Annotated in this window: 17 protein-coding genes and 1 pseudogene; 4 read left to right on the plus strand and 14 right to left on the minus strand. The window is 34.7% G+C overall.

Annotated features, from left to right (window positions below):
* Positions 1–13 precede the first annotated feature (13 nt).
* The 3 genes and pseudogenes from SHI72_RS07705 to SHI72_RS07715 form a co-directional block, all read right to left on the minus strand.
* Complete coding sequence (locus tag SHI72_RS07705) at positions 14–319, minus strand: IS1-like element transposase (RefSeq protein WP_240474778.1); 306 nt, start codon at positions 317–319, stop codon at positions 14–16.
* 123 nt (positions 320–442) lie between these two features.
* A pseudogene (locus SHI72_RS07710) lies at positions 443–664 on the minus strand (pseudouridine synthase); the annotation flags it as partial.
* A gap of 170 nt (positions 665–834) precedes the next feature.
* Positions 835–1,749 (minus strand): hypothetical protein, encoded by a 915-nt coding sequence (locus SHI72_RS07715; RefSeq protein ID WP_240474777.1) that lies wholly within the window; start codon positions 1,747–1,749, stop codon positions 835–837.
* A 734-nt stretch (positions 1,750–2,483) separates the two neighbouring features.
* Here SHI72_RS07715 and SHI72_RS07720 point away from each other — a divergent pair.
* Positions 2,484–4,055 (plus strand): lytic polysaccharide monooxygenase, encoded by a 1,572-nt coding sequence (locus tag SHI72_RS07720; RefSeq protein WP_323489613.1) that lies wholly within the window; start codon positions 2,484–2,486, stop codon positions 4,053–4,055.
* 90 nt (positions 4,056–4,145) lie between these two features.
* Here the strand turns inward: SHI72_RS07720 and SHI72_RS07725 are convergent, their stop codons facing one another.
* The 11 genes from SHI72_RS07725 to SHI72_RS07775 all read right to left on the minus strand — a co-directional run bounded on the left by SHI72_RS07725 (position 4,146) and on the right by SHI72_RS07775 (position 15,524).
* Positions 4,146–5,492, minus strand: a complete 1,347-nt coding sequence (locus SHI72_RS07725) for a TolC family protein (protein WP_323489614.1) — start codon at positions 5,490–5,492, stop codon at positions 4,146–4,148.
* 10 nt (positions 5,493–5,502) lie between these two features.
* Positions 5,503–6,642 carry an ABC transporter permease gene (locus SHI72_RS07730; protein WP_323489615.1) on the minus strand — a complete coding sequence of 380 codons (1,140 nt, stop codon included), beginning with the start codon at positions 6,640–6,642 and terminating at the stop codon, positions 5,503–5,505.
* A 100-nt stretch (positions 6,643–6,742) separates the two neighbouring features.
* The gene (locus SHI72_RS07735) at positions 6,743–7,681 is read right to left on the minus strand and encodes an HlyD family secretion protein (protein WP_323489616.1); all 939 of its coding nucleotides are present in this window, start codon (positions 7,679–7,681) and stop codon (positions 6,743–6,745) included.
* Between the two features lie 16 nt (positions 7,682–7,697).
* Positions 7,698–8,420: an ABC transporter ATP-binding protein gene (locus tag SHI72_RS07740; RefSeq protein ID WP_323489617.1), complete on the minus strand. Its 723-nt coding sequence runs from the start codon at positions 8,418–8,420 to the stop codon at positions 7,698–7,700.
* A 26-nt stretch (positions 8,421–8,446) separates the two neighbouring features.
* A complete protein-coding gene (locus SHI72_RS07745) occupies positions 8,447–8,860 on the minus strand; it encodes a DUF2141 domain-containing protein (RefSeq protein ID WP_323489618.1) in 414 nt (137 codons plus the stop codon).
* A gap of 43 nt (positions 8,861–8,903) precedes the next feature.
* Positions 8,904–9,812, minus strand: coding sequence for a DUF6268 family outer membrane beta-barrel protein (locus SHI72_RS07750; RefSeq protein ID WP_323489634.1), 909 nt, complete (start codon positions 9,810–9,812; stop codon positions 8,904–8,906).
* Positions 9,813–9,928: 116 nt separating this feature from the next.
* The gene (locus SHI72_RS07755; protein ID WP_039116196.1) at positions 9,929–10,822 is read right to left on the minus strand and encodes a helix-turn-helix domain-containing protein; all 894 of its coding nucleotides are present in this window, start codon (positions 10,820–10,822) and stop codon (positions 9,929–9,931) included.
* A gap of 193 nt (positions 10,823–11,015) precedes the next feature.
* The gene (locus SHI72_RS07760; RefSeq protein WP_323489619.1) at positions 11,016–12,278 is read right to left on the minus strand and encodes an MFS transporter; all 1,263 of its coding nucleotides are present in this window, start codon (positions 12,276–12,278) and stop codon (positions 11,016–11,018) included.
* 157 nt (positions 12,279–12,435) lie between these two features.
* Entirely contained in the window at positions 12,436–13,803 is a 1,368-nt protein-coding gene (locus SHI72_RS07765; protein ID WP_323489620.1) for an MATE family efflux transporter, read from the minus strand.
* Between the two features lie 127 nt (positions 13,804–13,930).
* Entirely contained in the window at positions 13,931–14,803 is an 873-nt protein-coding gene (locus tag SHI72_RS07770) for a helix-turn-helix domain-containing protein (protein WP_039116192.1), read from the minus strand.
* Positions 14,804–14,981: 178 nt separating this feature from the next.
* Positions 14,982–15,524 (minus strand): cysteine hydrolase family protein, encoded by a 543-nt coding sequence (locus SHI72_RS07775; RefSeq protein ID WP_323489621.1) that lies wholly within the window; start codon positions 15,522–15,524, stop codon positions 14,982–14,984.
* Positions 15,525–15,930: 406 nt separating this feature from the next.
* On the opposite strand from SHI72_RS07775, the gene SHI72_RS07780 reads away from it, so the two are divergent.
* The 3 genes from SHI72_RS07780 to SHI72_RS07790 all read left to right on the plus strand — a co-directional run bounded on the left by SHI72_RS07780 (position 15,931) and on the right by SHI72_RS07790 (position 26,450).
* Complete coding sequence (locus tag SHI72_RS07780) at positions 15,931–17,451, plus strand: catalase (protein ID WP_323489622.1); 1,521 nt, start codon at positions 15,931–15,933, stop codon at positions 17,449–17,451.
* 142 nt (positions 17,452–17,593) lie between these two features.
* The gene (locus tag SHI72_RS07785) at positions 17,594–18,112 is read left to right on the plus strand and encodes an ankyrin repeat domain-containing protein (protein ID WP_323489623.1); all 519 of its coding nucleotides are present in this window, start codon (positions 17,594–17,596) and stop codon (positions 18,110–18,112) included.
* Between the two features lie 904 nt (positions 18,113–19,016).
* Positions 19,017–26,450, plus strand: coding sequence for a gliding motility-associated C-terminal domain-containing protein (locus SHI72_RS07790; protein ID WP_323489624.1), 7,434 nt, complete (start codon positions 19,017–19,019; stop codon positions 26,448–26,450).
* Positions 26,451–26,488: the final 38 nt, after the last annotated feature.

Below are 26,488 nucleotides of genomic sequence, written 5' to 3' on the forward strand. Positions count from 1 at the left end.
CCCGTTCTTAGTATTAATAAAAACGGGATTTTATTTTTTTAAATATGTTAAGATATACTTTGCGGGTACGGATTACAAATCCGCGATCGGGTATTTTTAATATTCTTGTTGTACTTCTTATTCCTAAACCTTCTTTTGTGAACTGAATGATACTTTCATCAATATCAGGTTTGTAAGCTTGATAAGTATAACTTTCAACTCTTGTTTTCCTGCAAAGTCTACAAATATATCTTTGATTACCAGACTTTGTTTTTCCATATTTTATCATGTTTTTAATTTCACCAACACATCTGCAACACCAAGTCGGATTTGAAGTCATTCTTTTCGATTTAAGACATTAGAAAATAAAAAAACAACCCGAAGGTTGTTTTAATTTTACTACGATATTAGTATAAATCTCTGATTACGTACAAATATTAGATGGAATTATTGACCACCAACACATCTGATACATTACCTCTTTATCCAACGCAAATATCAATACGCCAGATGTTTTTCGGTCTAACGGATGAATAGGATAAACGTGTTGTCCTCCTATTTGATTTCTCAATTCTTGAATAGCATACACTTTTGCATCGCGCGCATAAAATGATTTGTGAACCAACAATCCACTTGGTTTATTAATAGCTATAATATATTCGTCTTGATAAAGAATTTCTAACATTTGGCAATAATAAAAGAGATTTCGTTTAAAATTACTTTTATTACTTATTTATATACTTTTCTTTTAGTTCGAAAAATAAAAGATTACCGAATATATTTAGTTTCAAAAACAAAGAAAGCAAACCACCAATACCTCATCATTTATACCTCCTAAAAAAACTCTTTCGGTCTTTATTTTACTTTTTTAGTTGTAGTATGCGGGCAGCCAATAATTTTCTCAATCGCTGTAGAAAGCAAATCTTGTGGTCCTTTTAAAGAATCTGCCAGCTCAGAATCCTCAGAAAAAACCATAGCGGCTGCGATGTTGTCTTGTACAATCCGAGCCAGGTTGTCTAAAGCTACGGGCACAGTGTTTTCGGCAAAACTGGCAATTCCTATGGTAAACAAATGAGAATCGACCGTTGTAGGGTCCATCATATGGTTTAGGATAAGCCAATTCTGGTTTAAGTATTCGGTAGTCCAAATGGCCAAAACAATACCATATGTTTTTCTCCATTCTTCTGGCCCTAATTTGTTGCGCCAACGTATTAGCAATTCTTCCACACCATCAACCTGCGCTTTGGCAGCATAACTCATATTGGTTTGGATATCACTCTGGACACTAGCTGTAAATGCCTCGAAACTATCAATGCTGAAACGGTCCGCTTTTACAGAATCGTCTATGAAACGAATACCGCCTTCCAGCACTTTTTTACAAGATTCCTGTGCGTGAAATGGCAATTCGGCATCGGGTAAGTTTTTCAGGGCTTCCTGAAGGGTCTCTTTGAATTTTTCCAGAGGTTTGATCCAATCTTTTACATGAGGCTCCTTTAAATAAGGTGCAATAATAACATAAATACCAAGAGGTGTGTGGCTTACTGATTTAACGAGTTGGAATAGTTGAGGTACTGGCTGAACACTTTCCTGCGTGCCTTGATATACCAAAGTAAAAGTTCCTCCCTGTCCATCGTTTTGTACTACAATGACTGGGCTTAAATGTTCGATTAATTCTGATTTTAAGATCGTATAGTTTTCCTGCATGGCTGCATCTACAGCCAATACAGCATTTCTAGCTCTTATTTTTTTATTTGAATTAAACGCGACCATGTCTAAATCATGCGGGTCGATGCGGGTTTCAGATTTTGCTTCCATTTGGGGGTTTTTATAATTACAATAACAAATAAAGGATTGTTTTAACGATAAAACATGCGTATTTATACCTGATTGTCTAATTATAAGTAGTTTAAGAAATAGTTAAACGGATGGACATAGGTAAATATCTCTAACTTTACCTGTTTTTTTATGTTGTTATAAATTGTACATTTTCTAAAAATATCAGTTGTGAATCTTTTGAATGCTAAATCTTTTAACCAATATGATTTATAATAAATTTGAGGTAGAGTCAGAGACTTTATGACGTTTTAGTTTTTTAGAATAGATTTGTTTTAAGAAATAGTACAAAGTAAGACACATTTGCACAGTGCTTGCGATAACACCCCGGATAGCGGGTTCATTTGAATTGTAAAAACATCACTTTATTCCATAAAACAAGCTCCAGATTTCTCTGAAGCTTTTTGACTTAGTACCCCACGGATATAAATTCCAAACCATTTTCTATAGAATTTAAAAAAATAGGCATTTCTCTTTAGAGCATCCTTAACACTTAAAAAAGAGATTCTTAATATAGAATTCATTTTAAAAGTTCAATATTATCATTAATACAGGATATGCATATTTTCTTATTAAAATTTGTGTTTTATGAGAAAAAAGTTTTAATTTTAAAGGAAATAAGGAATAAGATTAACCCAAATCTTACAATATTAACTTAAAACCTAAAAATTATGCAAGAAGCAAAATTAAAAACTGTAAAAAAAACCAGGCATGGTTATGCATTCAACACGCGCGGAAGACTAGCTTATGATCTCGGTTGGTTACTCGATTGGAACATAAATCAATTTGAGGGAGGCAAATTTTTTACGACAATAGTAAGTTCCGGTTTAGATAAATATCCACAAGATGAACAAGGTGGTCCTCACACCAGACCTGTACCTCCGGATAATTATATAAATAGCGGAGGGTGGACAAACGAATCTGGATCTGATTGGGATATTGTAAATTGTACCGACCGTGAGTTGCAAGCAAAAAAAGGGCAAGTATGGCCAAAAACAAAAGTTAATTCGGGTCAAAATTTTAGAATGAGATGGAGTTATAATGCTCCTCATGCCACCAGAGGATATAATCACTGGATTACTAAAGATGGCTGGAATCCTGATGAAAGAATAACTAGAGATCAGCTTGAGCCTGTACCGTTTAATATGCATCATTATGCAACTCCTCTTCCATATGGAGCAGCACCAACCGAGACTAGTGTAGTACTTCCTCAAAAAAAAGGGCATCATGTAATGATAGTAGCATGGATTGTCTCTGACACTGCTCATGCATTTTATCAAACATTTGATCTTGATTTTGATGATTCCGAAAATCCAGAACCTGCACCTATAGTAAATATTACACCTAATGAAGTAGAGGTAGAAAAAGGAAACACTGCCTTTTTTAGTTGTTCTGCTGAGGGAGAAGCTCCATTTACTTATTTATGGAACTTGCCTTCAGGATTGGGTTCTAGTGGTAATAGTCTTGATAAAGAGAATGTAACCTATACTACAGATAATGTGGTAGGTAATAAAAGATTTGATATTACGTGTAAGGTGACTGATAAAAATGGTAAAACTACCGAAGCTTATGCTGATTTAATAGTAAAAGATAGTTCAGTCCCTTCATTACCAACATTAGAGATTATGCCTGCTTTGCTGACTGTGAAAAAAGGTGTCGATGCTAAATTTAATGCTATGGTTTCAGACGGGGAGGGGCCATTTACTTATAAATGGAATTTACCTGATCCTTTGACATCTCCAGATATTGATCACAATATGTTTCATATCACTTATGTAACAGCTAATGTAGAAAATCATAGAGTATTTGATATTACATGTACAGTTACAGACAGTAAAAATCAGACAGCCACTGCTGTTGCAAAATTAACTGTATTACAAGATGACCCAGAACCCGGGAAATGTGTTGATGATACTGCAGGTGATTATCCGGTTTGGAATTCTACTATAGCTTATCCTGGAGAAAGAACTCATAAAGTAAGTTATAAGGGCTTAGTATGGGAGAACAAACATTATATTAATCCCGGAGAACTGCAACCAGATATAAATGATAGCTGGAAGTTGATTAGCAATATAGCAACAATCTGGAATAATATAAGAAGTTATGAAGCCAACAGTTATGTAAATCATAATCATTCTCAATGGAAAGCCAGTTATCAAGCTGAGCCAGGTAACGAACCTGGTAGTTCTACAGGCTCTATGTGGCAAGATCTTGGTTCAGAAGCATGTGAACCAAAATCATAAGTGTACCTAAATTAATAATAGTGGCAATAAAGCCGACTCTTAAACAGAGTCGGCTTTATTTTGAAATTTTAATTAATCCCGTATTGAATATTATAAAACTAATTTTCCCGCAGCCTTTTTCCAATTAAGCCACGACACGATCAATTCTTTTTGAAGTTGATTATAGGCTAGTTCCAAATTTTGCAATTGAATTTCTTTATCATTTAGTTCATTAAACGATATTTGGTCAAATTTATATCGCTCCTGATAAACCAGTACCATTTCGGAAGTGAGTCTACTATTTTCACGCACTGTTTTTAATTGTTGTAAGACGTTACTATATGTAGCACTAGCATTCAGGGCATTGTATTTGTTTTTATTAACATCCTCAACAATTCGATTATTATTTTGCTCTTGCTGAAATTTTAATTGATCTATTCTTTTTGCCGTATTCTCTCCAAAAAAAATGGGTAATTTTAATGAGATACCAATATAACTATTCCCATACCAACTGTCTTGCTGAAAAGGGTTCATGTTTTCTGTGAACTGATCTGTTCCTAAATAACCATTGGCACTAATCATCGGACTATGTTTGGCTCTTTCTAGTTTCTTTTTATTCTCTAGGACTTCATTTTGTGTTTTCAAAATTTCGATCTGAGGCAATGCCAGAATTTGATTTTCATCAAGATCAGTAATATTTTCATTCATATTATACTTCTCTAATATCATTGAAGATGCTAGAGAAGATTCATTTCCTGTAACATACAAAAGATATTGTTTTAGAACCAATGCGTTATTTGTAGCATTAAGATATTTTTGCACAGCATTATTATGCGTTATTTTGGCGTCATTTACATCAACTTTTAAAACTCTTTTATTATTATATTTTTGAGTTATAGTTTTCAGACTTAATGCTGTACGAGCGGTATCACCTATAGCTTCTTTTGCTTGTTCCTCTGTTACCAATATATTAAAATACACTTTTGAAACTTCATAAGTTAGTTCCAATCTTGCTTCTTTCTCACTTAAATTGGCTAGTTTCTCGTGTAACTTAGACTCTGTAATTAATTTTGAAATGGAGATATCCAGTAATGGTTGTTGCAGCAAAATACCTGCATTTTGAGAATAATTAGCGCCTAATTTTATCGGAATCATATCACTTGAAGAAGTTCCAGAGTTAAATGCGCTTGCAGGTAAAACATTTGTAGCAATAATTGGATTATACTGATAATTGTAATTCAGCGATACTCTGGGTAAATATTTTGCATTTAACTCTTTTGTCTTTAATTGATTGATTTTATATTCAGTTTCCAACGAAGTCAATAATTTTCGATTCTTTTGTGCTTCTTCAATTGCTTTATTTAATGACCATACTACACTTTGTGCATTCATTTTTGAAATGCCTATTAGTATAAGACATCCTATAAAGAAGATATTAATTGAATTGTTTTTTATCATAATAACTTTTTTAGCCTCTAAATACTGAAGCAGGTTCTACATTTTTTATTCTTCTAATAGCAAACACAGCCCCAAAAAGCGAAATAGAAAAAGTGACCATTAGGATGGAGAAGAGTATTATTGGGCTAAAATCGATTACTATTCCCGATTGATACATACCTTTTTTAAAACCCATTAAGAAAACCAGTGCAATTAGAAAGCCAACAACAGCAAACAAAGTGGCTTGAGTAAGTATTAACTTTCGGATGTACGAATCGGTAGCGCCAATTGCTTTTAAAGTTCCATAATCTTTAATCCTGTCAAGTGCCGACGAATACATTGTGAGACCAATAATAAAAAAACCGGCAATGATAGCAAATCCCACCAAAGAACCTGTGCTGGCACCTAAGCCAGTAGAAGCCAAAACACTTTTTATAGTAGAGGAACTCAGGGATGATGTACGCCAAGCTCTTACTCCATAAATAGAATTATTGATTTGATTTACAACATGATTCACATCTTCGCCTTCTTTTACATTTACCATTAAGGCACTTATATTAGTGGAAGAAATATTACCATAATATCTTGCTCTATCTATTGAGGTGTACATTAAATAACCGCCCCAACCTCGTATTCCTTTAGTTTGTAACATTATAACGGCTCTTTTTCCGTTAATTTCAAAATAGGTTCCAACATTTGATGAACCTCCAAAATTGCTCCGATCAAAGTAATCTGCAGAGACACCCGCTTCTTGCAATAAATCAGGAAGTTGTCCCTGTATTATTTTAGTGCTGTCAGGACCTGCTTTAAAATAAGGGTATTCGCTGCCTATAATGTTTACCACAGCACTGGTTCCTCCAGAAAATTTAGCTTTTCCATTTGTCATAACAATAGGAAATGCTTCTTTAACACCTGGCAGGCTCTTAATCTCTTTTTCTTTTCTCGAGTCAATCAGGCTAAGTTGGTTGGCATCTGTCGTCTTATTATCAACAACCCAAATGTCTGATGTTGTATTTTTTACCAACACACTCATTAGTCCTGTCAAAAAATTAAATGTGCCGATTTGCTGACCAATAAGAAAGGTACTTATCACTATTCCTACAACTACTCCTATACTTTTTGTTTTATCAAAGCGGATAAACTTCCAAGCTATTTTAATAATAGAATTCATTTTTAGAGGTTATTTGTTTATAATGGAACATAGTATTTGCGTATCCAGATTGGTATTTGTAACCAATTTTAAGGTATATACAATTCCATTCTTGTTTATCTTACTTATTTGATGTTTGAATAACACATTCAATTCGGGAATTAATTAAATACTTTGTTTGGTTTGCCAATAGAATTTTTATTTCCCGAACTCTTCTGTCTTCCTGATCACCAGCCTTTTCAGAAAAAAGTGATTTGCGCTTAAGTGCCGAAGAAGTAAAAACTACAATACCAGAACCAATAGTTTTATTGGAACCAATTTGACGGATAATAGCTTTTTGTCCTTTTTTAATTTTGTCAGCAAACAGCTCATCAATTTCGCAAGTAGCAACCAATTTACTTTTTGGAATAAAATCTGCAAATGATTGATTTGGTGATAGTGCAGCACCTTTAGTAGCATTCATTGTCAAAATTTGTCCATCGCTTAGTGCTTTTACCAAATACTGTTGCAATTCCTTATTTGAAACTTTCAACTCTTGTTTAATTTCCTGAAGTTGTGAATTTGCTATCATAACCCGAGTTTGTAATTGTTCTACATTCGTTTGAAAAATTTTGGTTTCTGTTTCCAGATTATCAAAGTTTTGTTTTGTTTCAGCTCCTTCTTTAAGTAAGTTTCTCAATCGCTCCAACTCAATTTGTTTATTGGATAAATTTATTTTTTGTTCTCTTAAGTTTAGTTGCGCAACATTAATTTCGATTTTTTGTGTTTCAATTCTACTTTTAATTTGGTCTTTTTTTGCATCCTGAACAGCATGATCCAATTCAATAATTAGATCCCCTTTAATAATCACATCATTTTCTTTCTTATGGATAGCTACAACAATGCCTCCTACTTCTGTTGCTAATGAGGATAATTTCTCGTCAGGTTCTATGCGACCAAGTCCTACAATACCTGATAGAGGAACTTCTTTGTGATCTGATGTCTGATTTGATATCTTTTCTTCTTTCTTACTACAACTGCAAAAAAACAGAGCTATTAGATAAATTAAAATATATTTCATTCTTTATAATATTGGTTTAATGATTTTCAATAAATGCTAGATTTTCATTCTCGGTTGCAATCCCATTATCTACATAAATAATTCTGTCAGCAAATTGTTTAAGGCGCATATCGTGTGTAACAACAATAACACTCTTACCATTTTGGGCAAGCGCTTTTAACTCATTCATTACCAAACCAACGCTCTTAACATCTAATGCTGCCGTTGGTTCATCACAAAGTATTATTGGCGGATTAGTTACCAGAGCTCGTGCAATTGCAACCCTTTGCTGCTGACCACCACTTAGCATTTTGGGTAGGTTTTTCATTCGATCTTTCATCCCGACTAATTCCAAAGCTTTCTCTGCTTTTTTCTTTGCTTCAGTATCACTTAAATTCATAAGTTGTAGCGGCATCATAACGTTTTCTAAAGAGTTAAGTGGAGCCAAAAGGTTAAAGCCTTGAAATACGAATCCTATTTTATTTAACCTCAAAACGGATAATTCTTTGGCCGAAAGTGTATTTACTTGTTGACCATCTATAAAAACATCTCCTTTTGTGGGGTAGATAACACAACCTAACAGGGAAAGCAAAGTAGTTTTTCCTGAACCCGAAGGACCTACTATCAATGTAAGTTCTCTGGTTTTAAATTGAACGGTTGTAGGTTGTAAGGCTGTAATTAATGTATCGCCCGTTTGATATTCCTTGCAGGCATCTTTTATTTCTGCAATAATTCTATTTTTAAAAGTTGCCTCTTCCATAATTTGATATCATAATTTAAGTTTTCTTAATTGAGGTCAATTGTAATTGTAGAATCATTATTTAAAACATAAATTGAGCAATCACCAAATGTTGGCGCTCCACCATCAGGCTTAAAATTAGTGCTGTTTCCTACGGGCTCTTTAGGAATTCCCAACCAGTTGCTATTAAGATTACCGTTATTATCTAAATCCTGAAAAACGGTAATAGCATAAGTTCCTCTTGGTAAATCGATTTGAAATTTTATAGTTCCCTGATTTGCCTTTTGAACCTTGGTAAAGTAAGCGGTTTTAAGAAAATTTTCTTTTTTGTTGTAAACATTCAACACGACACTGCCTTTTCCTTTTTGAACATTGGTCACATCAACATTCATTTTTAATTGTTGCGCATTAGTAAAATACGACACTCCTAATAGTAGAACACTAAGAATTAATTTCATCATTTTTCCTTTTTTTTATTTATTGTTATTGATTTATATTCTGCAATTATTTTCCAAAACGATAGGTTAGCATCATCTTTACATAAGGTATTTCTTTTGCTTTATAGTTGCTAATAGTATCATTATTAGAGTTATATAAAGTGTATTTGTTTGCAAATCCGAGACCTCCTTGCAGTTGAAGCCAAAAACCATCAAAAAGACGTTGATTAATTTGTAAGCCTCCGTGAATAGCTGAGAACTGAGCATAATCAATCTCCAGGTTTTCATCATTCTTGTAATTTTGTAAGTTGTGAAGTGTCCAGTCTATTGATCCCGCTACACCAATTTGTGTGTTATTGCCGAGATTTCGAAAAATATTAACTCTTGGCCAGTATAGCTGAGCAAACCACTTACCGTTGTTACTTTTATAATCGACAGATACTGCAGGTGTTATCAGAAATTTTCCAAAAGCATACATAATATGAGGACCAATCCCGATTTCGAGATTTGATTTTTCTCCGAATTTTCTTGAGACTCCAAAAATGCCATCATATACCATATCATTCATCGAAAAGGAGCTTTTAAAATCGGAAGCAATAGTTGGTATTAAAACTCCAAAAACTGCCCATCGTTTCCCAAAAGGATGCCGCACTACAATAGTTGGTTTTATCTCTTGTATTTTTGTGATGTAATTCGGACTAACTTCAATTTCCTTATCGAATGTAAAGTCTAAAACACGGTAGTTGACTGTTCCAAGAATACGAGTTTTTCCAATTTTAAAAGATGGTATTGGCAACCAAAAATCGTACGTATTATATTTGAATTTATTCCCATAATACGGATCTGCCGAAGATAAATTCTTAAAGCTGCTTTTCCCATTAACTGTAACGCCAATCCCCGCGCCATCAGTTATTAATTGAGCATAAAATTTATTAGGAAGGCAAATAAACAAGGTTAATAAAACCAATGATAGCACTTTTTTCAAAATAACATTTATTAAATTTAAACACACGAGCCGCATTAGCCCTCTAAGATTTTCTTAAGACAAAGGTGTGGTTAAAACAATAATTGTTGCTAGGATTTAGCTTGCCTTTATTCGGACAAATCGTGCCTAAGTGAACTTCGATACTGTGAAGGAGTTGTACCAGTTATTTTTTTGAAAAGTCGTCCAAAATACGAAGGGTCTTCGTAATTCAATTCAAAAGCAATTTCGGAGATATCTTTAGTCAAATCTTGTAAAAGAATTTGGCTTTGCAGGATACTAACGTTGTTTATCCATTCTTTTGGGGCTATTCCGGTGGTTTGCTTAATACATCTGTTGAGATAATTTACAGAAATTTTTAATTTATCTGCATAAAAGGATACCGATTTATCCTGGCTATGGAATTTATAAACCAACTCTTTAAAGGAAAAAGTGATTTCATTACCACGATGTACAGTTTTATTAAGTTCTTTATTTGAAGAAATTATTTTTTGAAAGGCTGCTTGCATAAGCGAATAACAAATTTCAATATTGGAATTTTCATTTCGAAATTCCTGACCTAATAAGCAAAATAAAGAATTAAGCCATATACTAGTTTCTTTGGGTAGTTTAATAACCGAATTAGTGGCAAAAATTTGTATCAACTCTTGTTTAGACAAAATATGATTGAGGACGCTTTCTTCAAATAAAATAAAATGACCCGTAATTACCAGATCAATTTCTTTCATTGCTGTAATATGGCCTTGTTTTATAAACAAAACATCATTTTCTGTTAATGATATTACCTCATTATCTACTTGCTGTTTTGCATTACCCTTAGTAACATGGACCATAAAATTATAATCAGGTCTAAAAAGGGGAGTTGGAATTTGAATATACTCAGTTGTTGTATTCAGATCATATATCTGTAATGGAGTTTTTAAAAAATCAAACTCTAAAGAAGCATCAGACATAAATTGTCTTGGAAATTCCTCTGATGAAATAATTTTGATAGTCTTCTCCATGCTACAAACTTAATTATTTTTTTATTGGAATGATATGATTTATTTGTTTGAAGGTTGAGTAGGGGAGCTCATGTTGTGAGCCTTACGAGACAATTTATAAACCATTTCCTTTAAGATTTGAAGAAATGAATGAATTGATCTCAACCAAGAAATAAAATTAATTAAATATTTACATCATAATTTAGAGCGCATTTTATATATCTTCCTGAGATATTTTTGTAAGAGTATTTTTTAGCCTCACTAATTGATTCACTCTCCAAATTAAAAATATGGTGCAAAGCGTTATTGCAGCAAATACATATCCTAGTATATCATAGTTTTCCAGCGGTGATTGTTTAGTATCCTGATGTACAATAAACCCAGCACAGACAGCAGCAATCCCTCCGGCAATTTGTTGCAATGAAGAAGTTACAGACATATAGGCACCACGATCTTTTATTTCTGGAATGGCTGTATTTAGAGTAGAGGCTGGTATCATTCGGCTCATTATTGCCATATACAATACTATAGTTATTGCTACGATTTCCCATAATGCTATAGGATTTAAATTGGTGTAGATTATAACCATAATTATCGAGAGAAGAGATGCTATTGTAAATAGCTTGAATTTATTAAATTTATCACTTAATTTTCCAATCAACGGCATTATTATAAGTATTGAAAGACCTATAAGGAAAAATATCATAGGTAACTGCAGTTGACTAATATGTAAATTATTAACCATAAAAGCAGTTCCAAAGGGTTGGAGCATAAATGCGCCAATAGACAAAAGAGCAATGGCTGTAAAACCTATCCTATATTCTTTATTGTTTAATGTGCCCCAAAGATGGAGAAAAGGATTCTTACTGGATTGGAATTCTAGATGCTTGTTTATAGACTGCATTTGAGTGACAATCGCAATAAGGATTAAAATACCTATACCTGCAATCATAATAAAGGCCGAATGCCATCCCCAGTTATTGGCAAAATAAACTCCTACCGGTATTCCTAAAATCAGGCTTGCAGCAAATGCCATTTGAATATAAGCCATAACACGTCCTCTTTGATTAATCAAAAATAAATCAGCTACTATGGCAAGGGAAATGGATCCGATTACACCGCCAAAGAGTCCTGTAACAATCCTCGCTATAAGAAGCATTAAGTAACTGGAAGAGATAGCACAGAAAATAGTACCAATAATAAATCCGGTATAGAAGAAAATTAAAATCTTTTTTCTATCAAATTTATCTGCAAATCCTGCAGCCAGTAATCCTGACATTCCTGCGCTAAAAGCATAAGCTGAAACTACAAAGCCAAAACTAGATGTAGTCATATCAAGGTTTTTAATCAGCATATCCCCGAGAGGAGAAATAACAATAAAATCTAATGTGACCGTAAATTGTAAAAGGAATAATATAACAATTATAAATTTTTGGTAAGGAGTAAAAGATGTACTCTCAACTATTGATTTTTTCATTTATAGATGTGTATAAAATGATGTTTTTTTTCTCTCTTTTTTTTAAAGATATGGAGGTTCTATTAAAATAGGATATTTCATTGCATCTAGAATCATTTTATCTGATTGATAAATGACCATAAATTATCTTTTTATGCTGGCTATTTAGAGATTAATATTAGCTTATAGATTTTTTTTCCAAGACCTTATTCATTACATATCGGAACCTTAAATACAGTAAGACAGACGATGTTAACAAACCAAGAGTCAGACCATACCAGATTCCATTTACACCTAAATTGAAGTGCATACCTAAAACATAGGCTGCAGGCAGACCAATAATCCAATAAGCAACAAAGGTTATAAAAGTGGGAATGTTTACATCTCCCATTCCTCTTAGTGTTCCTAGTCCAACTACCTGTGTACCATCAAAGAGCTGGAATATTGCAGCAATTATCAATAATTGTGCAGCCAGCGCTACAACATTTACGTCATTTGTTATTAAGTAAGGTAAATATTGATTAAAGATTGTAAAAATTACAGCAAAGAACATCATGAAAATGATAACTAAATGATAGGATGCATAAGCAAACTTCTGAAGTCTTTTGTAATTTTTATTTCCGAAACTATTTCCGACTTTAATAGTTGCAGCCGATGCAATTCCTCCTGCCATCATGTAGGTCATTGCGGCAAGGGTTATTGCTGTTTGATGGGCTGCCTGTTCTACTGCGCCTATATGACCGGCCATTAAAGCGGCAACTGCAAATACTCCAATTTCGAACACATACTGCATGGCAACAGGTAATCCTATTTTTACCACTTTTGCAATTTTTGAAAAATCAATAAACTTAACGGAGAAATGGTGCAGATAAACTCTAAAATTTTCTGATCGAAGTACATACCACATCATGACTAGCATCATTAAAATCCTATCTATCAATGTTGCAATTCCAACTCCTTTAACTCCCATTGGCTCGATCCCAAACATTCCCTTTACCAGAATTACTGCAATAATTACGTTGAGCACATTTCCCCATATCGTTATGGACATTGCTTGTTTTGTAAAACCCAGTCCTTCTGCAAACTGTTTGAAAGTTTGAAATATCATTAAGGGGATAATAGATAAACTTAAAATAAGTAAATAAGGTTTTGCTGTTTCTACCACCTGAGGATCCTGATCTGCATGCTGCATGGCAAACATAGAACCATAGTACACTACTAAGAAAAGAAAAATTGAAGACGCGACATTAAGCCATAAACTGTTTGACAGAAGCTCGGCGCATTCCTTAAAATTTGATTTTCCATTTTCTTGTGCAATCAAAGGTGTTAATCCGTAGGCAACTCCTAAGCCTATGACCAAAACTACCATGAAAACAGAATGAACCAGCGAGACTGCTGCCAATGATATAGTTCCTGCATAATGCCCAATAATAACTGTATCAAGAGTCTGCACCAGGGTATGCCCCAGCTGAGAAATTACAACTGGTCCTGCAAGTGTTATTGTACTTTGGTAATATATCTTATTGGATTTGTATTTTTTGATCATATTGAAAAATTAATTGCCTTGAGGCAGATTTAAATGTATTGAAATTGCCATGCTGTAAACTTTCATTTAAAGTATAGTAATTCTTTTGTTGTAAAATTATCTTATTCTGTAACAGTTTTATAAAATGTTATGAAAATATACCATTTTGATAATCTGAGAGGAACTGACTGCTGGTTATCCCTGTCTGTGTTTTAAAAAATCGCATCATGTGTCCAGGTTCAGAAAAATGAAGATCATAAGCAATCTCAGCAATAGTCTTTCCGGAATGTATCAGGTCATTCTTTATCTCAAAAAGCAGTCTTTGTTTTATGAGCTCTGTCGCGGTTACATTAAACTGCTTTTTTACACAAGTGTTAATTGTAATCCTGCTCACATTTAATAAATCGGCATAGTAGTCAATTCGCTGCTTCTGCCTAATATGTATTTCTAATAACTGTTTAAATTGGTATGCAAAGTTATTTTCTGCCCTATCAATTGAAAGATTATTTGCATTAGCATATATTCTGTTAAACTTCAAAAGTAGGTAATAAGTAAGAGATCGTATAATATGAATACTATCTGTTTTGCTATTAACAAGTTCGTATTTGATTTCCATAAGCTGACCAAGTGCTTTTTGAAGTTCTTCCTTTTCAATACTAATATTTAAAGGATAATTCAATTGATAGAAATACAAAAGGCGATATGTAAAGAATTTGTCTGAGAAAAAATCATTAAGAAAATTTTCCTGAAAAACCAGAACCGTATAATCCAATCCCTCTTTTTCTAAAGTCCATTGCCTTTTTTGAAAGGGAGAAATAAAAACAATTGTATTGTCCCTTATATCGATCTTCTGCTGATTTAAAATCAGAGACCCTTTGGCAGTCTTAAAAAGCAATATTTCAAAAAAATCAGTATTGTAAGTATCGCGTTCTAGATATCTTTCGCTCAGCATATCGCCGTGCAATACATTTAGAAGCACTTCAACACCACATTCTGTTTTATGAAATTTGACCGTTTTCATTTTTTTAATTAGTTAATGTATTGGAATCTGTTCCTTATTACTTTCTTTAAGAGGTGCTTAAATATAATAATTAAAGCAAATTTACAACTTCATTTACAAATTACTTCCAACGAAAAAAAATAAGCTGTAATAAATTACAGCTCATTTTATAAAAGTGATTCCTTATTTGCTCTTTATTTTACGACTGCAAATAATCTTCTGTTGTTGTAATTTTTGCATAAAAGAATTCCAGTGCCGCCAAAAATGCATTATGAACATCTGCAGCCTTAACTTCCTGACCATTTATTTGAAGATTCAATGTAGCACAGGCATCTCCAATTACAGTACATTCAAATCCAAAGTCAACAGCGGCTCTTGTTCCTGCGTCAATACACATATGAGTCATCATTCCCGCGATTACCAAATGTGTTATCTCCTTTAACTGAAGATATTCTAGTAAATCAGTCCCTCTAAAACTATTAGGAAACTGTTTTGTAATTACTTTTTCTCCTGCTAACGGTTTTACATTTTCATGAATATCCACTCCTTTTGTAACGGGAACAAAAATGGGAGCACCTTCTCCAGATATATGCTGAACATGAATAATAGTCCCATTTTCTTTTCTAAAAAGCTCCAATAGTTTCTTGGCGTTTTCACTTGCAGCAATAGGATTTACAAGTTCTAATGCTCCGTTTTCAAAATATTCTTTCTGTATATCAATTAATAATAATGCCTTATTCATTTTATTTTTATTTTAAAATTTATATCTGACAAAATTAAAACTTAGACTAGCGATACCAGATACCAAAGCACTGTCAATACATACCATTTTGATAAGCAATATTTTTTTGTCTATGTTAATGGAAAAATTAGTCACTCGGATCACGCTCTTTCGGTAAAGTTTGAGCAGTAGTTTAGGAAACGTTGTTTAACACATTATGTAAACATCTAAAAAAGTACTAAAAGTAGCGTAAATGAAGATAGAGTTCCTAAACTTTTTGTGACAAAAAAAGCAGCGATTTTACAGGTTATATCTTATAATCAATATGCATCCAAGGTGTTAGGTTTTGCCTATGTCAACATTGTTTTTATCAGTTTGAATTTATAAATGTGCTCATATACATTTGTCCTCTAAAACAAAATGCTATATGAAAAAAAGATCAATTCTGTATGCTTTGGTTATGTCATCAATATCAATAATGGCACAACAAAAGCAGATTACAACTAATACAGGTACTCCTGTTGGCGATAATCAAAATTCAAAAACAATCGGTCAGAATGGACAGGTTTTATTAGAGGATATTCATTTAATCGAAAAACTGGCTTCTTTTGATAGAGAACGTATACCAGAAAGAGTAGTTCATGCCAGAGGTACTGGAGCTTATGGCGAATTTATAGCATCGGGAGATTTTTCAGGCTATACAAGAGCTTCATTATTTGAAAAAGGGAAGAAGACTCCTGTTTTTGTACGTTTTTCTACTGTTGTACATGGTACAGGTTCGCCGGAGACTTTGAGAGATCCAAGAGGATTTGCTACTAAATTTTACACAGATCAAGGGAATTATGATTTGGTAGGTAATAATCTGCCTGTATTTTTTATTCGTGACGCGATTAAATTTCCTGACATGGTGCATGCTTTCAAGCCATCTCCAGTAACTAACAAGCAGGATGCAAGCAGAGTTTTTGATTTTTTTAGTAACATTCCTGAGGGAACACATATGCTTACACGTGTTTACTCTGATTACGGAATACCTGCTAATTACAGACAAATGGATGGTTCTGGAGTACACGCTTTTAAATGGGTTAATAATGCAGGCGAAGTAACCTATGTAAAATATACATGGAAATCCCTGCAAGGTGTAAAAAACCTAACTGCTGCAGAAGCTACCGAAATTCAAGGAAAAGATTTTCAGCACGCTACAGTAGATTTATATGAAAACATAAAGATGGAGAAGTATCCGTCATGGGAACTTTATGTACAATTGTTAAAACCTAGTGACTTTGATAAATTGGATATCAACCCGTTAGACCCTACTAAAGTGTGGCCTGAAAGTATGATTCCCTTACAGTTGGTTGGAAAAATGACTTTAAACAGAGTTCCGGATAATTTCTTTCAGGAAGTAGAACAGTCGGCATTCTCACCAGGAACATTAGTACCCGGAATAGAACCATCGGAAGATAAGTTATTACAAGGACGTTTGTTTTCTTATTTTGACACACAACGATACAGGATAGGAGCAAATTTTCAGCAATTACCTATAAATGCCTCTAAAGTAGCAGTAGTTTCTAATAATCAAGATGGTGCATTTTCTACAAAGAAAGGAAATGGAGATATTAACTATGAGCCTAGTGCTTCTAAAAATGGTTTTGTCGATAACGAAAATTATCAGTATTCAAAATCAAGCTTTGTGAATACAACTACTGTTCAACAAAAAATTAGTAAGCCGAACGATTTTAAGCAAGCAGGTGAATTTTACCGTTCTCTAAATGAAAAAGAAAAGCAAAATCTTATAAGTAATCTATCGGGTGATTTAAAAGGTGTAGCCAATAAAGATGTGGTTAAGAAAATGGTTGGTTATTTTTATATGGCTGATGCTGATTATGGAAAACGTTTGGCAAAGGAACTTGGTTTATCTAGAGAGGATGTAGAAAAAATGTTTTTAAGATAACCAGTTCAGATATTCATTTAGAAGTAATATCACTCTAAAAAAGGAGTTCAATTTTTAATTAAATGAACTCCTTTTTTTCTACTTCACTCATAACTAAATCAATAGTTTTTATGGTTATACTAATTTATAATACATCAAGAAAATGAAGACAAAACACAATATGTATATTTTACTTTTAATGCTATTTACATCTTTTATAACTTTTGCTCAAGAAGATATTTTTACAGCTGCACGTACCAATAATGTCAAACTATTGAACAAGCTGTTAGTTGAAGATATTAATAGAGCGGATGAAAGAGGGAGTACTGCATTAATAATAGCATGCTATAACGACAATTTTGAAGTTGCCGAATTGTTGTTAAAAAAAGGGGCGAACCCTAACATTCAGGATAAAATGGGGAATACGGCACTTATGGGAGTGTGCTTTAAACGATTGGATAAAATGGTTCAACTATTGTTGAGTTATAAAACAACCATCAATCAAAGAAATTATAATGGAGCAACAGCATTAATTTTTGCAGCAACTTTTGGCACTGATTCAATAATAAAAATTCTACTTGATAATGGAGCGGATAAAACAATACGAGATAGGTTTAATAAAACGGCATTTGATTATGCAATTCTTCAGGAAAATGAAATTGCAGTGCAACTTTTAAAATAGATAAAAATGTTTATTGTTTCTCTTCAAAACTTAAATAGTTTTTTATTAACATGTCATCTTAATTGTAATAAGGTTTTTTTTAATTTGATATTTACTACTAAAAAAAAATTAAAAAAAAATATTCATTGTAATACAATTTAGATATATTTATATATAAATTCCTTATTTTCTTTTTGGAATATTAAAACGCCGAATCTTATTATACGCTGTTATTTTTAAACTTGTAAAACATTAAGTGTCTGTTTTATAAACGTATGAGTACCTATGTGGTATGTGTTTTTTAGGATGTTACCTAGTTTTTATAATATGTTTGCCTAACGTTTTTATGTAGTGTGAATATTGTCCCCAAATCAATCTCACATTATAAATTGCTTACTTAACCTCAAGAGCTATTGAGAAAATTTTTTAGTTTTTTACTTGTTAAAAAAAAAGTAACACAAGTACAAACCTAAATTTTATTTTCTTCTAAAAGAATTACTGAGTTATTAACACAAACTAAAAATTTAAGATATCCTTATGGGTATTGTTATTGACCAAAATCGCAAAGAAACTTGTTTTTCTTAACGTTTTTAGGCATGATGCAATATGACAATTTCAGTACCAGATAAATCTTAAATCTATAGCTAATAGCAGTAATCGCTTATTACGCATGTAATTTTTAAACAACTTATATATTATGGATCATTCTATTTTTTTGAGGCGCTTTGTGCCTTGGGCTAAATTGTTTTATAAAATATTTAAACCAATTAGTATTCGACATGGATTACAAATCCCGAATCATCAAGTAACGGCTAGTGGTAACAATAGTGCTTATAGTACTACACAGTCATTCTTGACAACACTGATCAGTTATTAACATTAAGCCCAATTTTAAATCAATTTAAAAACTTTATAACTGCGAAACATGAAAAAAATTACTTTAATTAAAAAATCCTGCTTGGCAAAGGTTTTTCACCGTAGATCGGTTTTATTGCTATTTCTACTGGTGAATTTTGCAATGCAAGCGCAAGTGACCTTGCCTACATTTACTCTCAGCGTGACGCCAACTCCAGAGACTTGCAGGAACAATGGCGCATTAGCATTTAGTACTACGGGAACAGATCCCGGTGCTACTGTTACCTATGCGATCTACAAAGCTCCAAATTTTAGCACGGCGCTTGTTACAACAACAAGCAATTCTCAAACGGGACTAAGCGGAGGTGTTTATCGTATCGTTGCCACCCAAAGTATGGTCGGACACACGAGTAACTCTCAAACTTGGGATGGCAATATAAGTGCAAATGTGAGTCCGCTAGGTTTTACTGTTACCAAAACAGATGTGACTTGCCCTAATTCAGGCGCAATTAATGTCACGATTAATGCAGGAAACCCAGCTGCTGTTAATGCGTATTCAATTACAGGCCCTATGAATGTAGGTCCTCAATCGAGCGGATCTTTTACAGGTCTTAGCGGAGGTTCTTACGTAGTGTCGGTTACAGATAATTGTGGGGAAATTGTAACTCAAACAGCTACTCTTACTGTATTTACACCTAATATAGAATTTGCTGATGGTAGTAATGGTATTAGTAGTTATAATACAGAAAGAAGTGCTTGTGGTTTTGGCGATTTTCGACAATTTATAAAAGCAGGAGCAGATAGTAACGTAATGGTTTACCCGCTTCAGTTTGACTATATTGTTCATCCACCTGGTGGAGGAGCAGACATAACAACTTCTAAAACAATTACAGGTCCTAATCGGTTTGGTAGTAGTACTGAGGACATAACTACCTCTATTCCTTTTTATACTGCACCTTTTGTATTAGATCTAAAGATCACAGATGCTTGCGGAAATGTCTTTCCTGCTACACGAAATATTAATAATCCTGCAGAAGTATTTGCTCAGATTTTACCTGCAGATTGTATGGGATCCTATATTTCTTTAGGCACTCAATACATGGTAAAAACTTTGCAATACGAGGTTTTATCGGCACCGCCGGGATACACCATTGGTGCACCATCTAACTCTAACCTTGTAGGAGGTGTTGGAAATCCAATACCAGATGGGGTTTATATGATTCGTGTAACGGATGCTTGCGGTGTTTTTATTGATGAAGAGGTTACTGTATCTACTCCAACTCCGAGTGTATGGGTATTTCAGGGAATAGGTTGTGGAGCTGGAAATGGTACATTTTCGATATCACAAAATACGTCAACATATACTTTTGTAAGTGCAAGAATTTTGGCAGGACCTTCGGGTTTCTCCGGTTCTTATCCTGTTGACGTTACATCTCGTATTACTGCAGACGGATACAATGTTGTCTTTGATGATGTTGCAGGAGGAATATATAAAGTTGAAACGACAGATAATTGCGGACATATCATTCCTACCGATGTGACTGTTATAGGTTATGATCAAGGGACTGTAGTTGCAGCTAAAGTTCAAAAGTGTGGTAGTTTTGATGTTAATTTGAGTGTAACAGGAGATAATCTTGTTCAAGCTAATCAAAATGTGTTTTATTGGCTACAAATAAAAGATCCTTCAAGTAATAATTGGGGACATCCTACAGCAGGAGGTTTTTCCAGCGATGTACCTAGTGCATCAAATGCTCAATCATTAATAAATGGTCAGCAGCAAGGTTCTTGGACAGCACCGGGAACTTATAGAATAGTAAAGACTTTTACAACGCTTGAATTATATCCAGGTGTTGCTAATTATGGTTATGGAAGAAATTGTTTTGATGTTCTTTCTACTTTTGATTATGCTACAATGGGGTTGAAACCGAAAGATTTATATTCGTTTAAATGTGCAGATGGGGTACATTATAATGCTTCTATAACTGGTTATGACGGTGTTGAACCTTATACGTATGCGATTACTACTAAAGATGGTAACCCATTTGTAGTAAATAATGGTAGCAGTAGCCTTTTTACAGGTTTAACCGGTGGTATCTATAATTTTAGGATTACAGATAACTGTGGTAATGTGGTTAACTCTTTACTTGATATTGAAAAACTAGGTTTACCAAAATTAACAGCTGTAAATATATGTAATGGTTCAACAACAGGAAAACTTTCTGTAGATGGAGTTCCATATCTTAATTTTAGCTGGACAAAAGACAATGATCCAACTGTATTGAGTACTACTTCAACGTTATCTTTTCCAACATTTAATACAGCTACCGATACGGGTACTTATCATGTAAGACTTACTTCGTCTCCTCCAGGATCTTGTGTAGATGTTGTTTTAGATTATCAAATAACCTCAAATTTAGATAACCCAAATTCTGGGGCAGATAGTTCAACAGCTGTTTGTAGATCAGTTACTACTTTAGATTTAAATACATTGCTTCCTGCTACAGCTGATCCTTATGGAACGTGGGTTGAAACAACAAACCCATCAAGCGGAAACTTAAATGGTCATCTTTGGTCACCATCAGTATCTGCAACAGGATCATTTACATTTACATATACTGTGAATGGGTTATGTTCAGGAACTTCTGTGTCAACTTATACAGTTGTTAATACAGCTGCTCCAGCTGCTCCAACAGCCGATGTAACGGAACCAACTTGTACTTTAAGCACAGGTACTATTACTGTTCTTACTCCTGTAGTAGCTCCAGATATTACCTATACGCTTACGGGAACAAATCCTGTAATTCCAGCTGTTACCAATGCAACCGGTATATTCTCAGGATTAGCATCGGGTACTTATGATCTTACTGCTTCTGCAGGAACATGTATCTCTGCAGCAGCTAGTTTTACCGTGAGTGCACAACCAGTAACACCTGCAATAGCTTTATTTGGTGCAGTAACACAACCAACGTGTACTGTTGCTACAGGTAGTTTTACAATTACCAATTATGATGCTACAAAGACCTATAATTTTACACCATCTGCAGGAGTTAGTATCTCTGCAGGAGGAGTTGTAACTGCACCTGCCGAAACATATACAGCAACAGTTACAGATGCAAATACAGGATGTACGTCGGCAGCTTCGGCTAGTTCAACAATAGATGTTCAGCCTGTAACGCCGGTTGCACCAACATTAGGAGCTGTAACTCAGCCTACATGTGCCACAGCAACAGGAAGTTTCACAATTACCAACTATGATGCGACTTACGTATACACTTTTACACCAAATACAGGAGTAAGTGTTTCTGCATCAGGAGTTGTAACAGCACCGGAAGGTAACTATACAGTTACGGCAACATTAGGAGCTTGTATTTCACCTTCGGCTAGTACAATTGTTAATGCGCAACCTGTTACACCAGTACAACCAACATTAGGAGTTGTAATACAACCAACAACTTGTGCTTCTCCAAATGGTAGTTTTGCAATTACCAATTATAATGCAGCTTACACTTATGTTGTTACACCAAATACGGGAGTAACTATATCGGCTACAGGAGTTGTAACAGCACCAGCGGGAGATTATTCAGTAACAGCTACATTAGGAGCTTGTACTTCAGTAGCTTCTTTAGAGGTAACAGTTAATGCAGCACCATCTGCACCTGCAATAGCATTATTCGGCGCAGTAACACAACCAACGTGTACTGTCGCTACAGGTAGTTTCACCATTACCAATTATGATGCTACAAAGACCTATACTTTTACACCAAATACAGGAGTTAGTATTTCTGCAACAGGAGTTGTAACAGCACCGGCAGATTCATATACAGCCACAGTTACAGATGTAACTTCAGGATGTACGTCGGCAGCTTCAGCTATTTCAACAATAAATGTTCAGCCTGTAACGCCAGTTGCACCAACATTAGGAGCTGTAACTCAGCCTACATGTGCCACAGCAACAGGAAGTTTCACAATTACTAATTATGATGCGACTTACACATACACTTTTACGCCAAATACAGGAGTAAGTATCTCTGCATCAGGAGTTGTAACAGCACCAGAAGGTAACTATACAGTTACGGCAACATTAGGAGCTTGTATTTCACCTTCGGCTAGTGCAACTGTTAACGCACAACCAGTAACACCAGTACAACCAACATTAGGAGTTGTAACACAACCAACAACTTGTGCTTCTCCAAATGGTAGTTTTGCAATTACCAATTATAATGCAGCTTACACTTATGTTGTTTCACCAAATACGGGAGTAAGCATATCAGGAACAGGAGTTGTAACAGCACCGGCAGGAGATTATTCAGTAACAGCTACATTAGGAGCTTGTACTTCAGTAGCTTCTTTAGAGGTAACAGTTAATGCAGCACCATCTGCACCTGCAATAGCATTATTCGGCGCAGTAACACAACCAACATGTACTGTTGCTACAGGTAGTTTTACAATTACCAATTATGATGCTACAAAGACCTATACTTTTACACCAAATACAGGAGTAAGTATATCGGCTACAGGAGTTGTAACAGCACCGGCAGATTCATATACAGCCACAGTTACAGATGTAACTTCAGGATGTACGTCGGCAGCTTCAGCTATTTCAACAATAAATGTTCAGCCTGTAACACCGGTTGCACCAACATTAGGAGCTGTAACTCAGCCAACATGTGCCACAGCAACAGGAAGTTTTACAATTACCAACTATGATGCGACTTATACGTATACAGTTACACCAAATACAGGAGTAAGCGTATCTGCAACAGGAGTTGTAACAGCACCAGAAGGTAACTATACAGTAACGGCAACATTAGGAGCTTGTATTTCACCTTCGGCTAGTACAATTGTTAACGCACAACCAGTAACACCTGCAATAGCATTATTTGGCGCAGTAACACAACCAACGTGTTCTATAGCAACGGGTAGTTTCACCATTACCAATTATGATGCTACAAAAACATATACGTTTACACCAAATACAGGAGTAAGTATATCAGCAACAGGAGTTGTAACAGCACCAACAGGAGGATATACCGCTACAGTTACAGATGCAACTTCAGGATGTACATCAGCAGCTTCGGCTAGTGCAACTGTTAACGCACAACCAGTAACCCCTGCAATAGCATTATTTAGTGCAGTAACACAACCAACGTGTTCTACAGCAACGGGTAGTTTCACCATTACCAATTATGATGCTACAAAAACATATACGTTTACACCAAATACAGGAGTAAGTGTATCAGGAACAGGAGTTGTAACAGCACCAGCAGGAGGATATACCGCTACAGTTACAGATGCAACTTCAGGATGTACGTCAGCAGCTTCGGCTAGTGCAACTGTTAACGCACAACCAGTAACACCTGCAATAGCATTATTTAGTGCAGTAACTCAACCAACGTGTTCTACAGCAACGGGTAGTTTTACCATTACCAATTATGATGCTACTTACACATATACATTTACACCAAATGCAGGAGTAAGTATATCAGCAACAGGAGTTGTAACAGCACCAGCAGGAGGATATACCGCTACAGTTACAGATGTAACTTCAGGATGTACATCAGCAGCTTCGGCTAGTGCAACTGTTAATGCACAACCAGTAACACCGGTAACACCAATATTAGGTACTGTAACACAACCTACTTGCGCTATCGCAACAGGAAGTTTCACAATTACCAACTATGATGCTACTTACACGTATACATTTACACCAAATACAGGAGTAAGCGTATCAGCTACAGGAGTTGTAACAGCACCAGAAGGTAACTATACAGTAACGGCAACATTAGGAGCTTGTACTTCACCTTCGGCTAATACAATTGTTAATGCTCAACCTGTTACACCTGCACAACCAGTATTGAGTACTGTAGTACAACCTACAACTTGTGCCATGACAGCAGGAAGTTTTACAATCACTAATTATGATGCAACTTACACGTATACAATTATACCATCTACAGGAGTAAGTATATCGGCTACAGGAGTTGTAACAGCACCTGCAGGAGATTATACAGTATCAGCTACATTAGGAGCTTGTACTTCAGTAACTTCTTTAAGTACAAAAATCAATGCAGCACCATCTGCACCTGCAATAGCATTATTCGGTACAGTGACTAAACCAACGTGTACTGTTGCTACAGGAAGTTTTGCAATTACCAATTATGATGCTACAAAGACATATACTTTTACACCATCTACAGGAGTTAGTATCTCAGCATCAGGAGTTGTAACAGCACTGGCAGGAACATATACAGCAACAGTTACAGATGTAACTTCAGGATGTGTTTCATCAGTGTCTGATGATGTAGTAATACAATCTGTAATTTGTGCCAAAATAGATGATTACACTCCAATGCCAATCATAGGAAGAGATGGAGGTACAACATTGAGTGTACTAAGAAATGATACTTTAAACGGATTAGCAATCATTGCATCTGAAGTGAACTTATCAGAAGTAAATGTACCAACAGGATTAACCTTAAATGGTGATGGAACTATAACTATAGCTCCTAACACACCAGCGGGTATTTATGTTGTTACTTACAGGATTTGTGAGAAGTTGAATTCATCAAATTGTGATACAACAACTGCCACGGTAGTTGTAGTTACAGCTAGAATTGATGCAATAGTCGATGATTATTCTGCAACACCTATCAATGGGAAAAATGGCGGTACAACTACGAGCGTATTAACAAATGATACTCTTAACGGATTCCCTGTTGTACCTGCTGAGGTAAACTTAACAGGAGAAAATGTACCAACAGGATTAACCTTAAATGCAGACGGAACTATCACGGTAGCACCTAATACGCCAACAGGTAATTATGTAGTTACTTACAGAATCTGTGAAAAGTTAAATTCATCAAATTGTGCTACAACAACTGCTACAGTAGTAGTAGCAACAACTGTAATTCAGGCAAACGATGATGATTATACTGCAACGCCAATTAATGAAAAAGATGGAGGTACAACGCCAAGTGTATTAACAAATGATACCCTAAACGGAGTACCGGTTATACCATCTGAAGTAAACTTAACAGAAGTATCTGTTCCGGCAGGATTTACATTAAATACCGATGGTACAATCACGGTTGCGCCTAATACGCCGGCAGGAAACTACACCATTAGTTACAGCATCTGCGAAAAAGCAAATCCAACAAATTGTGATACAGCGACAGTTTCAATAGTTATAGATCCATCTTGTATTATAGAAGTCTTTAATGCTGTTTCACCAAATGGAGACGGAGAAAATGATGTATTTAAAATTGATGGATTAGAATGTTTCCCTGATAACACAGTAGAGATTTATAATCGTTGGGGAGTTTTAGTATTTGACCAAGATCATTATAATAATTCAGACAGAGTCTTTAAAGGAATATCTGAAGGACGTGTAACGATTAATCAAAGTGCAGAGCTGCCAGTAGGAACTTACTATTATATTCTAAAATATAAAGACAACGCTTCAAATGCACATTCGAAAGCAGGGTACTTGTATTTAAACAGATAACAGATAAATTTAAATTAATCCCTGAGAGCTGGGAAAAC

Source organism: Flavobacterium sp. PL02 (genome assembly GCF_035013205.1).
Taxonomy (GTDB): domain Bacteria; phylum Bacteroidota; class Bacteroidia; order Flavobacteriales; family Flavobacteriaceae; genus Flavobacterium.

Excerpts from the sequence above, each read along its gene's own strand:
- SHI72_RS07760 (WP_323489619.1), bottom strand. The coding sequence starts at position 12,278 with ATGAAAAAATCAATAGTTGAGAGTACATCTTTTACTCCTTACCAAAAA.
- SHI72_RS07770 (WP_039116192.1), bottom strand. The coding sequence starts at position 14,803 with ATGAAAACGGTCAAATTTCATAAAACAGAATGTGGTGTTGAAGTGCTT.
- SHI72_RS07755 (WP_039116196.1), bottom strand. The coding sequence starts at position 10,822 with ATGGAGAAGACTATCAAAATTATTTCATCAGAGGAATTTCCAAGACAA.
- SHI72_RS07730 (WP_323489615.1), bottom strand. The coding sequence starts at position 6,642 with ATGAATTCTATTATTAAAATAGCTTGGAAGTTTATCCGCTTTGATAAA.
- SHI72_RS07705 (WP_240474778.1), bottom strand. The coding sequence starts at position 319 with ATGACTTCAAATCCGACTTGGTGTTGCAGATGTGTTGGTGAAATTAAA.
- SHI72_RS07790 (WP_323489624.1), top strand. The coding sequence starts at position 19,017 with ATGAAAAAAATTACTTTAATTAAAAAATCCTGCTTGGCAAAGGTTTTT.
- SHI72_RS07780 (WP_323489622.1), top strand. The coding sequence starts at position 15,931 with ATGAAAAAAAGATCAATTCTGTATGCTTTGGTTATGTCATCAATATCA.
- SHI72_RS07735 (WP_323489616.1), bottom strand. The coding sequence starts at position 7,681 with ATGAAATATATTTTAATTTATCTAATAGCTCTGTTTTTTTGCAGTTGT.
- SHI72_RS07740 (WP_323489617.1), bottom strand. The coding sequence starts at position 8,420 with ATGGAAGAGGCAACTTTTAAAAATAGAATTATTGCAGAAATAAAAGAT.
- SHI72_RS07775 (WP_323489621.1), bottom strand. The coding sequence starts at position 15,524 with ATGAATAAGGCATTATTATTAATTGATATACAGAAAGAATATTTTGAA.
- SHI72_RS07720 (WP_323489613.1), top strand. The coding sequence starts at position 2,484 with ATGCAAGAAGCAAAATTAAAAACTGTAAAAAAAACCAGGCATGGTTAT.
- SHI72_RS07765 (WP_323489620.1), bottom strand. The coding sequence starts at position 13,803 with ATGATCAAAAAATACAAATCCAATAAGATATATTACCAAAGTACAATA.
- SHI72_RS07725 (WP_323489614.1), bottom strand. The coding sequence starts at position 5,492 with ATGATAAAAAACAATTCAATTAATATCTTCTTTATAGGATGTCTTATA.
- SHI72_RS07745 (WP_323489618.1), bottom strand. The coding sequence starts at position 8,860 with ATGATGAAATTAATTCTTAGTGTTCTACTATTAGGAGTGTCGTATTTT.
- SHI72_RS07715 (WP_240474777.1), bottom strand. The coding sequence starts at position 1,749 with ATGGTCGCGTTTAATTCAAATAAAAAAATAAGAGCTAGAAATGCTGTA.
- SHI72_RS07785 (WP_323489623.1), top strand. The coding sequence starts at position 17,594 with ATGAAGACAAAACACAATATGTATATTTTACTTTTAATGCTATTTACA.